Here is a 14850-nt window from a genome sequence, read left to right as displayed (position 1 = left end):
CGCGCCGGTGCAGCGTCGCGGCCATGATCGACGAATCCGAAATCACCTTTGGTGGCAGCTATCTTGACCGCGCGGACCGGCTGCGGGGCGATGCCGGGACCATGGCGCGTTACCTGGCCGATCCCGCCAGCCGTGTCCTGCCCTTCTGGCAGGGCAAGCCCTTGTTCCAGGAAAATGGGCTGGGGCCGCGGCTGGTCTGGCTGGCCGCCGACGACGCAAGGGTGTCGGGCCAGGCGGAGGGCGCGCTGTTCCTTGGCCTGGACGATAGGGGAACTGCGCATTTCGCGGTTGATGTGTCCGGCCTGGTGCCGCCCGACGGTGATCCCGCAGCCTGCCTGTCCCTGGCGCCCTTGCAACGCTTTGCCGATCTGCGTGCCATCCTGGGCGACCTGGATCACCGCGATGCCGCCATTGCCGCCCCCGCCAAGGGGATTTTCGAATGGCGCCGCAGCCACGGCTTCTGTTCGAATTGCGGCGCACGCAACACGGTCGCCCATGCGGGCTGGCGCTTCGATTGCCCCGCCTGCGGGCGGCCGCATTTTCCGCGCACCGACCCGGTGGTGATCATGCTGGTGCTGGACGGCGACCGCGTCCTGCTTGGCCGTCAATCCGGCTGGGACGAGGGGATGTATTCGCTTCTGGCGGGCTTCGTCGAGCCGGGCGAGACGATCGAGGAAGCGGTCCGCCGCGAAGTGCACGAGGAATCAGGGATCGGCGTGGGCGATGTGCGCTATCTGACGTCCCAGCCCTGGCCGTTCCCGGCCTCGCTGATGATCGGATGCTTGGCGCGGGCGGAAACGCGCGACATCACCCTTGATCCAGGCGAACTGGAGGACGCGATGTGGATCGGCAGGGCCGAGGTGGCCGAGGCGCTTGCAGGACGGCATTCCCGCATCCGCCCCGCCCGCAAGGGCGCCATTGCCCAGACGATCCTGCGGGCCTGGGTGGAAGACCGGCTGGACGTCCGTTAGTCCGTCTCGACGCAGGATTGGGTATCGGCGGGGTCCAAGGCGTTGGTCAGGCTGGCGTCGCGGCCCTTGGACCACCATTCGTATTCGCCCGAAACATACCGGGCGCCGGACGCGGCGATCACGCCGACGAAGATCCGCTGTTCGCCCTTGATGGGCAGCAGCGCCAGGCTGTTCGGCCCGGCGTTCAGATAACGCACCTCGACCACGGCGCCGCTATTGCAGAAATAGGTGGTGTCGTTCAGCGTCGCCCCGTCCAGCGGCAGGGTCAGCGTGGTCTGCGACTGGCCGGGACCGGCCAGGGCGGCCGTTGCGGCAAGGGTGAGGCAGGACAGGCGCATCGGACGCGAACCCCGTATGCCGGACCCTTAACGCCGCCGGTCGCGACGCGAGCTCATCGGCTGGAAGGCCACGCTGACATGGGCCTCGCAGTAAGGCTTCCCCGCTTGGCTGGGCAGGCCGCAGAACCAGAACTTTTCCGTCGCGGGATCGCCGATCGGCCATTTGCAGGTGCGTTCGGTCAGTTCCATCAGGGTCAGCTTGCGGGCGCGCTTTTCCACCTCGCGGACCGAGGCCAGCGTCTCGGGGCTGATCTCGTTGGCCGAAGGCTGGGGCGGCAGGGGCTGGCCCGCCGGCACGATCGGGCGGCGCGGAACGGGGGTAAAGACAGGCTGGGACACGGGTTCTTCCGGGGCAGGGTCGGCCGGGACGGCCGCGACTTCGGGCTGGGGTTCGGGACGGGCGGGTTCGGCGGCAGGCGCGGGCTTGCGGTCGATCTTCTTGTCCGCCACGGGTTCGGGGGCAGGCGCAGGGGCGGCCTCGGGTTCATCGTTGCGGTTAGACAGCCCAAGGCGATGGACCTTGCCGATGACCGCGTTGCGCGTCACGCCGCCCAGTTCCTTGGCGATGGCACTTGCCGACTGGCCTTCGGACCACATGCGCTTCAGCGTCTCGACGCGTTCATCCGTCCAGGACATGATTGCCTTTCCGGGCGGGTGTCGTCCGCCGCCCCATCTTGAAACCTGCGATTGCCCCCGTCAGAAACGGGATGCCGAGATTTAGCCGCCGATGCGCAGAAATTCAAGGACCGCCTGATGCCCTCTACGATCCGCACCGACACCCCCGCCATGGGCGTGCGCCGCTTCGGCCGCGTCAACTGGCTGGGCCTGCGCACCCTCGCCACCCGAGAGGTGATGCGCTTCATGGCCGTCTGGCAGCAGACGATCTTTGCGCCCCTGATGACGGCGGCGCTGTTCGTGCTGATCTTCGCCCTGGCCATGGGGCAGGGCCGGGGGCAGGTGATGGGCCTGCCCTATCTGGTCTTCCTGGGGCCGGGCATCCTGATGATGACGGTGATCCAGAACGCCTTCGCCAACACCTCAAGCTCGATCACCTCGGCCAAGGTGCAGGGCAATATCGTGGACACGCTGATGCCGCCCCTGTCGGCGGGGGAATTGCTGGCGGGCTATCTGGCAGGTTCCGTGGCCCGCGCAGGACTGGTGGGTCTGGTGATCGGCACGGGCATGGTGCTGGTCACGGGGCAGGGGGTGGCCCATCCCCTGTGGGCGCTGACCTTTGTCCTGCTGGCCGCGCTGATGCTGGGGGGCCTGGGGATCCTGGCCGGGGTGCTGGCACAGAAATTCGACCAGATGGCCGCGATCAGCAATTTCATTATCACACCGCTATCCTTCCTGTCGGGCACCTTCTATTCCGTCCAGGCCCTGCCCGAACCCTTCCGCACGCTGTCGCACTGGAACCCGGTCTTCTACCTGATCGACGGCGCGCGCTTTGGCGTCACCGGGGTCAGCGACGCGCCGGTCGGGCGCGGTCTGGTCATATGCACCGTCGTCGTGGCGCTGATCCTGTGGCTGGCATGGCGCTGGCTCAAAACCGGCTATCGGATGAAAGCGTGATTGCGCGATGCGCGAATCGGCGCTATGGCCGAAGCCATGATCACGCGGACCGCCATTCTTGCCCGTCCCCGACGTTGACGCCCCGTCACCGTCCGATCCCGCCTGCCCTCACATTCCGTCCTGCCAATCGGGGAGTCCCCAATGATTTCGCACGTCCTGCCGACCTATAACCGCGCACCCATCGCCTTTGAAAAGGGCGAAGGGGCTTGGGCCATCGCCACGGACGGCAGCCGATACTTGGACCTGGGCTCGGGGATCGCGGTGAACGTGCTGGGCCATACGAACCCCGACCTGGTGGCCGCGCTGACCGAACAGGCGGGGAAGATCTGGCATGTCTCGAACCTTTACCAGATCCCGCAGCAGGAAAGGCTGGCCGACCTGCTGGTCGAACACACCTTCGCCGACACGGCCTTCATCACCAATTCCGGGACCGAGGCCGCGGAACTGGCGATCAAGATGGTCCGCAAGTACTGGCACGACCGGGACCAGGACCGCATCGAGATCCTGACCTTCGAGGGCGCCTTCCACGGCCGGTCCACCGGGGCCATCGCGGCCTCGGGGTCGGAAAAGATGACCAAGGGCTTCGGCCCCCTGATGCCCGGCTTCCGCACGCTGCCCTGGGGCGATCTGGACGCGCTTCGGTCCGCCATCAGCGACAGGACCGCCGCCGTCATGCTGGAGCCCGTGCAGGGCGAAGGCGGCATCCGCCCGCTGCCCGACGCCGACCTGCGGGACATCCGCGCGCTGTGCGACCAATACGGCGCGCTGCTGGTGCTGGACGAGGTGCAATGCGGCATGGGACGCACCGGCCGCCTGTTCGCCCACGAATATGCAGGCATCGCGCCGGACATCATGATGGTCGCCAAAGGCATCGGCGGCGGCTTCCCGCTGGGTGCCGTCCTTGCCACCGAAAAGGCCGCCGCCGGCATGGTCGCGGGCACGCATGGCTCCACCTATGGCGGCAACCCGCTGGCCTGCGCGGTGGGTGCCCGCGTGATGGAGATCGTGGCCAACGACGCCTTCCTGGCCGAGGTGAACCGCAAGGCCGCCCTGTTCCGCCAAAGGCTGGAAGGCCTGGTCGCCGCCCATCCCGATGTCTTCGAAGCCGTGCGCGGCCAGGGCCTGATGCTGGGCCTGAAATGCAAGGTCGCGCCCACGGATGTGGTCAAGGCGGGATACGCGCAGCACCTGCTGACCGTGCCGGCGGCCGACAATACCCTGCGCCTGCTGCCGCCCCTGAACATCACCGATGACGAGATCGCCGAGGCGGTGGCGCGGCTCGACCGCGCGGCGGCAAGCCTTGCGTGACCTTGCGCCCCTGCATGGCACTGGCGGCGGGGATCATCCCTGCCGCCTGCTGACGCGCCGACGATAACCGCTTCTTCGTTGCTCAAATATCCCGGGGGAACGCGCGGCACGCGCGTGGGGGCAGCGCCCCCTCTTGACCCGGTCACGCCAAGCGGGCTTCCTTGCCCAAATCGCGAAAGCCACAAAGATGAAGCATTTTCTGGACATCCACACCACCGACAAGGCGGATCTGCGGTCGATCATCGACCAGGCCCTTGCCATGAAGACCGCCCGCAACAACCGCCCCAAGGGCACGCCCGACGACGAACAGCCGCTGGCCGGCCGCATGGTCGCGCTGATCTTCGAAAAACCCTCGACCCGCACCCGCGTCAGCTTCGACGTGGGCGTGCGCCAGATGGGCGGGCAGACGATGGTCCTGTCGGGCAGCGAAATGCAGCTGGGCCATGGCGAGACCATCGCCGACACCGCCCGCGTGCTGTCGCGCTATGTGGACCTCATCATGATCCGCACCTTCGAGGAAGCGACCCTTCTGGAAATGGCGGAACATGCCACCGTCCCGGTCATCAACGGCCTGACCAACCGCACCCATCCCTGCCAGATCATGGCCGACGTGATGACCTTCGAGGAACATCGCGGCCCCATCGCCGGCCGCAAGGTGGTCTGGGTCGGCGACGGCAACAATGTCTGCGCGAGCGTGATCCATGGCGCGGGCCAGTTCGGCTACGACTTCACCTTCAGCGGCCCCCCGCCGCTCGACCCCGAACGCGATGCCCTGGAGTTCGCCCGCGCCCAGGGCGTCCGGGCCGAGATCGTGCGCGACCCGGCCCAGGCGGTCGAGGGCGCGGACCTGGTCATGGCCGATACCTGGGTGTCGATGCACGATCCCCAATCGGCCAAGGAACGCCGCCACAACCAACTGCGCGGCTATCAGGTCAATGAATCGCTGATGGCGAAGGCCAAGCCCGACAGCCTGTTCATGCACTGCCTGCCCGCCCACCGCGAGGACGAGGTGACAAGCGCGGTGATGGACGGCCCCCATTCGGTCATCTGGGACGAGGCCGAGAACCGCCTGCACGCCCAGAAGGCGGTGATGCGCTGGTGCCTGGGCGTCTGAACGGACCCGCCGGACGCCCGCCATCCGGCGGGCGTTTTCGTCAAAGCTTCACAAACCTGACGCATCCCTGTCGCACCGCCCCCCTAATCGCTGCCCGACAGGCCCCGTGGCCTCAACGACAGCCAGGAGAGCGCGATGCGTGACCAGCAAACCCGCAACATCTTTCGCACCAGCAAGCTGGAGGAGGCCGACGGCCCCGGCCTCAATCCCACCGCCAGCCGCACCATGGGCGAGATCATCGCGGCCCGCTTTTCCCGCCGGGGTTTCCTGAAAGGCTCCATGGCGGTGACGGCGATCTCGGCCACGGTCAGCCCGATGGCGCTGCTGTCGGCGACCGATGCGCAGGCTGCCCCGGCCTCGGCCTTCAACTTCCCCGAAGTCACCGCAGGCGTCGATGCCGATCACCATGTGGCCGAGGGCTATGACGCCGATGTGCTGCTGCGCTGGGGCGACAAGGTGTTCGCCGACGCCCCGGATTTCGACCCGCTGAACCAGTCCGAGGCCGCGCAGGAACGCCAGTTCGGATACAACAACGATTTCGTGGGCTTCATCCCGTTGGATGGGGCGGATGATCGCGGGTTGCTGGTCGTGAACCACGAATACACCAACGAACACCTGATGTTCCCCGGCATCGTCACCATCAAGGACGGCGAGATCGAAGTGTCCGAGGCCGACGAGGCCCGCGTGAACATCGAGATGGCGGCCCATGGCGGCACGATCATCGAGATCCGCAAGGTTGACGGCAAATGGCAGCCGGTGCTGGACGGGGCGCTGAACCGCCGCATCACCGCCAAGACTCCGATGGAACTGACCGGCCCCGCCGCGGGCCATGCCCGCCTGCAGACCGTAGCCGATCCGACGGGACGCGCCGTGCTGGGCACGATCAACAACTGCGCGGGCGGCGTGACCCCCTGGGGCACCTACATCATGGCCGAGGAAAACATCCACGGTTATTTCACCGGCACGCTTCCCGAAGGCCATGCCGAGGCCGCGAATTACGAACGCCTGGGCATCCCGGATTCGACCTATGCCTGGGGCAGGTTCCACGACCGCTTCGACGTGTCCAAGGATCCCAACGAGGCCAACCGCTTCGGCTGGATCGTCGAGGTGGACGTGATGGACCCGAACTCGACCCCGAAAAAGCGCACCGCCCTTGGCCGCTTCAAGCACGAGGGCGCGGAAAGCGTGGTGGCCAAGGACGGCCGCGTGGTCTTCTACCTGGGCGACGACGAACGCTTCGATTACGTTTACAAGTTCGTCACGGCGGGCAAGTACAACCCTGAGGACCGCGCCGCCAACATGGACCTGCTGGACGAAGGCACGCTTTATGTCGCGCGCTTCGATGAGGGCGGGCGGGTGGAATGGCTGCCGCTGGTGCAAGGCGAAGGCCCGCTGACCGCCGCCAACGGCTTTGCGACCCAGGCCGATGTCCTGATCGAGACTCGCCGCGCCGCCGACCTGCTGGAAGCGACCCCGATGGACCGCCCCGAGGACATCCAGCCGAACCCGCTGACGGGCCGCGCCTATGTCATGCTGACCAACAACACCAAGCGCGAGGAAGCCAATGCCGCCAATCCGCGCGTTGACAACGCCTTCGGCCATATCATCGAGATCATCGAGCAGGACGGCGACTTCACCGCGACCAGCGGCACCTGGGAAATCCTGGTGAAATGCGGCGATCCCTCGATTGCCGAGGTGGGGGCCACCTTTTCGACCGAAACCACGGTGGATGGCTGGTTCGGGATGCCCGACAACGCCGCCGTGGATGCGGAAGGGCGGCTCTGGGTTTCGACCGACGGCAACTCGATGGCCGATACGGGGCGCACGGACGGGCTCTGGGCCCTGGACACCGAGGGCGCGGCGCGCGGCACATCGCGGCTGTTCTATCGCGTGCCGGTGGGCGCCGAATTGTGCGGCCCCTGCATCACCGAGGACATGACCACCTTCTTCGTGGCCGTCCAGCATCCGGGCGACGGCGGCGAGGACTGGGAAGGCCATGGCCGCCCGTCCTATTACGAGGATCTTTCCACCCGCTGGCCGGATTTCGACGATGCCATGCCCGTGCGCCCGGCCGTGGTGGCGATCACCAGACAGGGCGGCGGCCGGATCGGGTGATCCCGCAGGGTGCGTGCTTGCACGCACCACGGTTCTTGCGCAGTCGGTGCGTGCAAGCACGCACCCTACGTACCAAAAGAAAAAGGCCGCGCTATCTGCGCGGCCTTTGAATTTTGGATGAGCGATCTCAGCCGATGGCCGCCGCGCGAACCTCGTCGTCGATGGCTTCCAGATATTGCGCGAAGTTGTCGCTGAACATCTGCACCAACTTGGCGGCCTGCTTGTCATAGGCGGCGGGATCGGCCCAGGTCTGTCGCGGATCCAGCAGCTTCTCCTCGACGCCCGGCACGCTGACCGGAACCTCGAAGCCGAAGTTCGGATCCTTGCGGAACTGCACGTCGTTCAGGCTGCCGTCCAGTGCGGCCGCCAGCAGGGCGCGGGTTGCGGCGATGGGCATCCGCTTGCCGGTGCCGAAGGCTCCGCCGGTCCAGCCGGTATTGACCAACCAGCAGCTTGCGCCGTGCTGGGCGATCTTTTCCTGCAGCAGCTTGCCATAAACCTCGGGGCGGCGCGGCATGAAGGGCGCGCCGAAGCAGGTCGAGAAAGTCGGGATCGGCTCCACGATACCCACCTCGGTCCCCGGCGTCTTGGAGGTGAAGCCCGACAGGAAGTGATACATCGCCTGCGCAGGCGTCAGCCGCGCGATGGGCGGCAGCACGCCATAGGCGTCGCAGGTCAGCATGATCACGTTCTTCGGATGCCCGCCCAGGCTGGTATCCGACGCGTTGCCGATGGCCTCCAGCGGATAGGCGCAGCGCATGTTGTCGGTGATCGAGTTGTCGTCGAAATCCAGTTCCAGCGTTTCCGGGTCGAAGACCATGTTCTCGATCACCGTGCCGAAGCGAGAGCAGGTGGCATAGATCTCGGGTTCGGCCTTGGGCGACAGGTTGATGGTCTTGGCGTAGCAGCCGCCCTCGAAGTTGAAGATGCCCTTGTCCGACCAGCCATGTTCGTCATCGCCGATCAGCACGCGCGAGGGGTCGGCCGACAGCGTGGTCTTGCCGGTGCCGGACAGGCCGAAGAAGACGGCGCTGTCGTCGGGATTGCCGATGGCGTGGTTGGCCGAACAATGCATCGGCATGATGCCCTTTTCCGGCAGCAGATAGTTCAGCAGCGTGAAGACCGATTTCTTGTTCTCGCCCGCATAGGCCGTGTTGCCGATCAGGATCAGCTTCTTGGCGAAGTTCAGCGCGATCACCGTTTCGCTGCGGCAGCCGTGGCGTTCGGGATCGGCCTTGAAGCTGGGGCAGTTGATGATGGTGAATTCGGGCGCGAAGCTTGCCAATTCGCTGGCATCGGGGCGCCGCAGCAGGTGGCGGATGAACAGCCCGTGCCAGGCCAGTTCGGTCACCACGCGCACGTCCAGGCGGTTGTCGGCATCCGCGCCGCCGAACAGATCCTGCACGAAATAGTCGCGGCCCTTCATATGGGCCAGCATGTCGGCGTGCAGGCGATCGAAGGCCTCCGGCGACATGGGCTTGTTGTTTTCCCACCAGATCGTGTCCTCGACCTCGGGGCTGCGGACCACGAACTTGTCCTTGGGCGAACGCCCGGTATGCGCGCCGGTGGAGACCAGGAAGGTGCCGCCCAGGCCCAGCTTGCCTTCGCCGCGGGCCACCGCCTCGGTCATCAGCGCCGGCTCCAGCAGGTTGTAGTAAACCCGGCCGAGGCCCTCGATTCCCTGATCCTCAAGCTTGCAGTTCGGGTTTACGCGGCTGGACATGGTCTCTCCTCATGCGATGGCATGCGACACTTTCGTGAAGCATTATGGGGCGGCTATAGCATGGGCCGAAGCGCGAAAAAGAAGTTGGCGCGAATAGTTAGCGGAAACAGACAATGTTATCGCCAACAGGGACAAGATGCGCTGCTTCTCAACCCTGTATTAGCGAAATCTGCCGATGATGGGATCAGGGGGTGATTCGGAATGCAGCTTCATGCGACCACGGTATCCATCCGCAATGCCGGCCTGATGATCCTGGGGCCTTCTGGCGCAGGCAAGTCGACACTGGCGCTGGAACTGCTGGCGGTGGGCGCTTCGCTGGTCGCCGACGACAGGACCGACCTGCGCCGCGACGGGGCTGATGTCATTGCCAGTTGCCCGCCCGCCTTGTCGGGGCGGATCGAGGCACGGGGGATCGGCATCCTGGCGGCGGACGCTGCCGGGCCGGTCCGGGTCGCACAGGTGGTCGATCTTGGCGCCGGGCCTGATGATCGCCTGCCACAGTCGCGCAGCTATGATGTGCTGGGGGTGGCCGTGCCCCTTGTCACCGGCCCCTATCGACCGCATCTTTACGCTGCACTGCGGCAGCTTTTGCTGGGCGGCCGCGTCCTGTGACGAACGATCTGTATCCCTTGCAGGCAGGAAAGATGATCGATCTGGGTGACGATCCCACCACTATGCCCGTTGAACTTCCTTCGGTATCCGATGAGGGGGTGCAACGGCTGGTTCTGGTCACTGGGCCATCCGGCGCTGGACGGTCCACGGCGATCAACGTGCTGGAGGATCTGGGGTTCGAGGCCATCGACAACCTGCCCTTGTCGCTGATCCCGCGCCTTCTGGACGGGCCAAGCCGGCCCGAGCCGCTGGCCTTGGGGCTGGACGTGCGTAACCGGGATTTTTCCGCCAGCAACCTGATCGAGCTGATCGACCGGCTGACCCGCGATCCGCGCTACGCCCCCGAGGTGCTGTTCCTGGACTGCGCGCCCGAGGTGTTGGAACGCCGCTATAACGAAACCCGGCGGCGTCATCCGCTGTCGCCCGACAGCGCGCCCGCGGCAGGCGTCATGGCGGAAATCGACCTTCTGTCCCCCATCCGTGTCCGGGCTGATGTTCTTGTCGATACCTCGGATCTGTCGCCCCACGACCTCAAGGCGGAACTGACGCGGTGGTTCGACATTCGCCCGAACCGCAGGCTCAGCGTGTCCCTGCATTCCTTCAGCTACAAGCGGGGGGTGCCGCGGGGCATCGACATGATGTTCGATTGCCGCTTCCTGACAAACCCGCATTGGGAACCCGCGCTGCGCCCCCTGACCGGGCGCGACGCGGCGGTGCAGGACCATGTGGCAAGCGACTCGCGATTCGCCGACTTCCTGGATCGGGTGTGCGAGATGATCCTGTTTCTGCTTCCGGCCTATGTCGAGGAGGGAAAGTCCCATCTGGCGGTCGGATTCGGCTGCACCGGCGGACAACACCGTTCCGTCACTTTGGCTGAAAAGGTGGCACAGGCGCTTGCGAAGGCCGGTTGGCCGGTGTCAATAAGGCATAGGGAACTCGAGCGTCGCAATCCGACGCCGCCGGTCTTGGGCGATGCCGCAGGCAGCGCGCAAGAGGCGGGTCGGCTGCGCGCTGTTGAACGTGGTGGAACGCGTTGATTGGAATCGTGATCGTGGCGCATGGCGGCCTGGCCAGGGAATATCTTCTGGCGGTCGAACATGTGGTGGGACCGCAAAGCGGCATTGCAGCCGTCGCGATCGAGGACGATCACGACCGCGCCGCCAAGACGGCCGAAATCCAGGCGGCCGCCAATGCCGTTGACGACGGCAGCGGCGTGGTTGTGGTGACGGACCTGTTCGGGGGATCGCCGTCGAACCTGTCGCTGCCCGCCTGCGCCGTGCGCGACCGCACCATCCTGTACGGTGCGAACCTGCCCATGCTGGTCAAGCTGGCCAAGTCGCGTCACCTGCCGGTGCCTGACGCGGTGGCCTTCGCCAAGGAGGCGGGGCGCAAGTACATCAATTCCTATAATGTTCCCGTCGAGGCGGTCTTCGACACAGGACCGCGCTTCGGATGACCGGACCGATCACCCGCCGGCTTGCCATCATAAACGAAAAGGGCCTTCACGCGCGGGCCAGTGCCAAATTCGTCGATCTGGTCGAACGCTTCGACGCGCAGGCACAGGTCGAAAAGGACGGCATGTGCGTGTCGGGGGATTCCATCATGGGCCTTCTGATGCTGACCGCGCCGCGCGGCAGCCAGATCACGGTGACGACCAGCGGCCCGGACGCCTTGCCCCTGGCCGACGCGCTTGAAGCCCTGGTGGCGGATTACTTCGGCGAAGGCATGTAGGTGCCCGACCGCAAGACCTATCACCACGGCAACCTGCGCCAGGCCCTGGTGGATGCAACGGCTGTGCTGATCCAGGAAACCGGCCCCCTGGCCTTTACCCTGACCGAGGCCGCGCGCCGGGCGGGCGTGTCCCCAGCCGCGCCTTATCGCCATTTCAAAGGCCGCGACGACCTGTTGGAGGAAGTGGCCCGGCAAGGCTTCGTCGATTTCGGCACTCGGCTGGAACAGGCCTTCGACGAAGGCAGGCCGCGCCCCCTGACGGCCTTCATGCGGATGGGGCAGGCCTATCTGGACTTCGCGGCCGAACAGCCGGGCTATTACATGGCGATGTTCGAATCCGGGATCTCGATCGCCGGCAACGCCGATCTTGCCGCCGCCTCGGACCGGGCGCAGCGGGCGCTGATCCGCGCGGCCGAAAGCATGGCCGAACGCCTGCCGCCCGACCGCCGCCCGCCCGCCCGGATGGTGGCCAATCACATCTGGGCGCTCAGCCATGGGGTGGTCGAGTTGTTCTTGCGCGGCAAGCCCGGCGGGCGCAGTTCCATCGGCGCGTCCGAGATGCTGGAAAGCGGCGCGATCATCTATCTGCGGGGGCTTGGTTTGATCGGCGAATAATTTTCGCCCCTCCGCTTGACGGAACCTTGGTGCCGCCTACTTATGTAAATGTGATTAACATTAACATGGGAGGTTCCCGGATGCACAGCGCATCATATCGAATGCCCGCCTATTCCGTGCCGTCGCGTGTCCAAGGCCCGCTGATCCGCGCCCGCGACTGGCTGGATGCCCGCGGCAAGCCCGCCTGGATCATCGCCATGATCCTTGGCTTCGTCTTCTTCTGGCCGCTTGGCCTTGCCCTTCTGGCCTATATGATCTGGAGCAAACGCATGTTCGGTTGCAGCAATCGCCGGGTATCGGCCCGCTATTACGCCCCTGCCACGGGCAACAGCGCCTTTGACGCCTATCGCGAGGAAACGCTGAAACGCCTTGAGGACGAGCACCGCGAATTCGTGGACTTCCTCGAAAAGCTGCGCGAGGCCAAGGACAAGGCCGAATTCGACCAGTTCATGCAGAACCGCGGCGAAAAGAACGACGCCCAGCAGGGCGCGTGACGAAGGAAGGGCCGGGATGACCGGCCCTTTTGCTATTCCCCCCGCGGGAAGCGCTGGCTTTCCTCCAGCACGTTCAGGTCCATGTGGTTGCGCATGTAGCGTTCCGAGGCCAGTTGCAGCGGCTGATGGTCCCAAGGGTAATAGGCCCCGTTGCGCAGCGCCTCATAGACGATCCAGCGGCGGGCCTGGGACTGGCGCACCTCGGCGTCATAGGCGTCCAGATCCCATTGCTGCATCGCCAGGACGCGCAGATGGGCCAGGGGCACCGCATGGCCGGGATCGCCCGCGACGTTGTCGCGTTCCTCGGGGTCGGTTTCCAGGTCGAACAGCATCTCGGGGTCAGCCGCGCAGGCGATGTATTTCCACCGTCCGTCGCGGATCGCCACCATCGGCGCCACGCTGCCCTCGGCCGCATATTCCATCGGCACCGGCCCCCGCTCTGCGCCGCGGGCCAGCGAATGACCATCCGTCCAGGGCGCGATCTCGTCCATCGACAGCCCCGCCAGGTCGCAAAGCGTCGGCAGGACGTCGATGGTGCTGACCGGCTGGTCCACACGCCCCGGCGCCATGCCGGGGGCCGAAATCATCAGCGGCACGCGGCTGGACGGTTCGAAGAAGTTCATCTTGAACCACATGCCGCGTTCGCCCAGCATCTCTCCGTGGTCGGACAGGAACAGGACGATGGCCTCCTGCCGGGTGCGGTCCAGCACGTCCAGGATCTCGCCGATCTTTTCGTCCACATAGGTGATATTGGCGAAATAGCCTTGCCGCGCCCGGCGAACATGATCGTCCGTGATGTCAAAGGCGCGCCAGTCGCAGGCATCCATCAGGCGACGCGAATGCGGGTCCATGTCGTCATAGGCGATGGCCGCAGGCGGTTCCAGTTCCGGGATGCCCTCGTACAGGTCCCAGTATTTGCGGCGCGCGACGAAGGGGTCATGGGGATGGGTGAAGCTGACCGTCAGGCACCAGGGCCGGTCGTCCTTGCCCCGCGACAGGTCGTAAAGCTTGCGGCAGGCGTTGAAGGCCACCTCGTCGTCGTATTCATACTGGTTGGTGATCTCGGCCACCCCTGCGCCCGTGACGGAACCCAGGTTGTGATACCACCAGTCGATCCGTTCGCCAGGGCGGCGGTAATCGGGGGTCCAGCCGAAATCGGCGGGATAGATGTCGGTGGTCAGCCGTTCCTCGAAGCCGTGAAGCTGGTCGGGGCCCACGAAATGCATCTTGCCCGACAGGCTGGTCTGGTATCCGCCCCGCCGCAGGTGATGGGCATAGGTCGGGATGTCTGACGCGAATTCCGCCGCATTGTCATAGACCCGCGTCCGCCGCGGCAACTGCCCCGACATGAAGCTGGCGCGCGCGGGTGCGCAAAGCGGGCTGCCGGTATAGGTGTTGGCGAAACGCGTGGACCGTTCGGCCAGACGCTTCAGGTTGGGCGTATGCAGGAAAGGCGCCGGGCCGTCGGGGAAAAGCACCCCCGACAGCTGGTCCACCATCAGGATCAGGATATTCGGCTTCACGGTCTTATCCGGCAATTGCCGCCTTCACCGCATCCGCGCCCGGCTGGCCGTCCAGCGTGGTCACGCCCTCCAACCATGCGTCCGCAGCCTCGGGGTTCTCGGCCAGCCATTCCCTTGCGGCGTCCCTGGCGTCCATGCCGTCGTCCAGGATCTTGCCCATCAGGACGTTTTCCATCGGCACGTCGAAGACCAACTGGCTGAACAGCTTGGCGGCATTGGGGCAGGCCGCGACCCATTCCTTGCGCGCCAGGGTATGGACGGTGGCCCCGCCGAAGTCCGGCCCGAACTGCGCATCGCCGCCCGACAGATAGGTGATGTCGATGGCTTCGTTCATCGGATGCGGCGCCCAGGCCAGGAACACCACGGGGCTGTCGCCGCTGCGCGTGACCTGCGCCAGCATCGCCTGTTCACCGGATTCCACCAGTTCCCAGTCGCCCAAGCCGAATTCGTCCGCGTCGATCATCGACTGGATCGACTGGTTCGCGGGCGCGCCAGGTTCGATGCCATAGATCTTGCCGCCGAAGGCGTCCTTTTGCGCATCCAGATCGGCGAAATCCTTGACCCCCGCATCGGCGCCGGCCTTGTTGACGGCCAGGGTGAACTTGGCGCCTTCCAGGTTCTGCGCCAGCACGTCGATGGTGCCTGCCGCATCCAGGTCGTCGCGGAACTTCTGCTGCGCGGGCATCCAGTTGCCCAGGAACACATCGGTCTGGCCGCCCTTCAGCGCCTCATAG

The 14850-nt window shown here is 65.8% G+C and carries 16 protein-coding genes; 11 read left to right on the top strand and 5 right to left on the bottom strand.

Going from position 1 to position 14850, the window contains the following annotated elements; all coding sequences use genetic code 11:
• Window positions 1–23: 23 nt before the first annotated feature.
• Window positions 24–971: an NAD(+) diphosphatase gene (gene nudC / locus CK944_RS12220; protein WP_103173417.1), complete on the top strand. Its 948-nt coding sequence runs from the start codon at window positions 24–26 to the stop codon at window positions 969–971.
• On the opposite strand, the gene CK944_RS12215 is transcribed toward nudC, so the two are convergent.
• A complete protein-coding gene (locus CK944_RS12215; RefSeq protein WP_103173344.1) occupies window positions 968–1309 on the bottom strand; it encodes an MliC family protein in 342 nt (113 codons plus the stop codon). The genes nudC and CK944_RS12215 overlap by 4 nt on opposite strands.
• 27 nt (window positions 1310–1336) lie before the next feature.
• A complete protein-coding gene (locus CK944_RS12210; RefSeq protein ID WP_103173343.1) occupies window positions 1337–1945 on the bottom strand; it encodes a GcrA family cell cycle regulator in 609 nt (202 codons plus the stop codon).
• A 117-nt stretch (window positions 1946–2062) separates the two neighbouring features.
• On the opposite strand from CK944_RS12210, the gene CK944_RS12205 reads away from it, so the two are divergent.
• The 4 genes from CK944_RS12205 (at window position 2063) to CK944_RS12190 (ending at window position 7418) form a co-directional block, all read left to right on the top strand.
• On the top strand, window positions 2063–2881 hold the full coding sequence (locus tag CK944_RS12205; RefSeq protein ID WP_229665128.1) for an ABC transporter permease: 819 nt from the start codon (window positions 2063–2065) through the stop codon (window positions 2879–2881).
• 141 nt (window positions 2882–3022) lie between these two features.
• Complete coding sequence (locus tag CK944_RS12200; RefSeq protein WP_103173342.1) at window positions 3023–4189, top strand: aspartate aminotransferase family protein; 1167 nt, start codon at window positions 3023–3025, stop codon at window positions 4187–4189.
• Window positions 4190–4376: 187 nt separating this feature from the next.
• Window positions 4377–5303, top strand: a complete 927-nt coding sequence (gene argF, locus CK944_RS12195; RefSeq protein WP_103173341.1) for an ornithine carbamoyltransferase — start codon at window positions 4377–4379, stop codon at window positions 5301–5303.
• Between the two features lie 135 nt (window positions 5304–5438).
• On the top strand, window positions 5439–7418 hold the full coding sequence (locus CK944_RS12190) for a PhoX family phosphatase (protein WP_103173340.1): 1980 nt from the start codon (window positions 5439–5441) through the stop codon (window positions 7416–7418).
• A gap of 127 nt (window positions 7419–7545) precedes the next feature.
• Here the strand turns inward: CK944_RS12190 and CK944_RS12185 are convergent, their stop codons facing one another.
• Window positions 7546–9141, bottom strand: coding sequence for a phosphoenolpyruvate carboxykinase (locus CK944_RS12185; RefSeq protein WP_103173339.1), 1596 nt, complete (start codon window positions 9139–9141; stop codon window positions 7546–7548).
• A 201-nt stretch (window positions 9142–9342) separates the two neighbouring features.
• Between CK944_RS12185 and CK944_RS12180 the strand changes: the two genes are divergently transcribed.
• The 6 genes from CK944_RS12180 (at window position 9343) to CK944_RS12155 (ending at window position 12593) form a co-directional block, all read left to right on the top strand.
• Window positions 9343–9753, top strand: coding sequence for an HPr kinase/phosphorylase (locus CK944_RS12180; protein WP_103173338.1), 411 nt, complete (start codon window positions 9343–9345; stop codon window positions 9751–9753).
• Between the two features lie 62 nt (window positions 9754–9815).
• Complete coding sequence (gene rapZ, locus CK944_RS12175; RefSeq protein WP_229665135.1) at window positions 9816–10790, top strand: RNase adapter RapZ; 975 nt, start codon at window positions 9816–9818, stop codon at window positions 10788–10790.
• On the top strand, window positions 10787–11209 hold the full coding sequence (locus CK944_RS12170) for a PTS sugar transporter subunit IIA (RefSeq protein ID WP_103173336.1): 423 nt from the start codon (window positions 10787–10789) through the stop codon (window positions 11207–11209). The genes rapZ and CK944_RS12170 overlap by 4 nt, the downstream gene beginning before the upstream one ends.
• A complete protein-coding gene (locus CK944_RS12165; protein ID WP_103173335.1) occupies window positions 11206–11484 on the top strand; it encodes an HPr family phosphocarrier protein in 279 nt (92 codons plus the stop codon). Before CK944_RS12170 ends, CK944_RS12165 begins: the two co-directional genes overlap by 4 nt.
• Complete coding sequence (locus tag CK944_RS12160) at window positions 11485–12099, top strand: TetR/AcrR family transcriptional regulator (RefSeq protein ID WP_103173334.1); 615 nt, start codon at window positions 11485–11487, stop codon at window positions 12097–12099.
• 80 nt (window positions 12100–12179) lie between these two features.
• Window positions 12180–12593, top strand: coding sequence for a DUF2852 domain-containing protein (locus CK944_RS12155; RefSeq protein ID WP_103173333.1), 414 nt, complete (start codon window positions 12180–12182; stop codon window positions 12591–12593).
• 32 nt (window positions 12594–12625) lie between these two features.
• Here the strand turns inward: CK944_RS12155 and betC are convergent, their stop codons facing one another.
• Entirely contained in the window at window positions 12626–14116 is a 1491-nt protein-coding gene (betC, locus tag CK944_RS12150) for a choline-sulfatase (protein ID WP_256388123.1), read from the bottom strand.
• A gap of 4 nt (window positions 14117–14120) precedes the next feature.
• Window positions 14121–14850 (bottom strand): glycine betaine ABC transporter substrate-binding protein (locus CK944_RS12145; RefSeq protein WP_103173332.1); only part of this gene is annotated, 730 nt, incomplete at its 5' end.

Origin of the sequence: Paracoccus sp. SY (assembly GCF_002901215.1) — a bacterium.
GTDB lineage: Bacteria > Pseudomonadota > Alphaproteobacteria > Rhodobacterales > Rhodobacteraceae > Paracoccus > Paracoccus acridae.
Note: the sequence above shows the minus strand (reverse complement) of the source record. Positions and strands in the feature narration are given on the sequence as shown.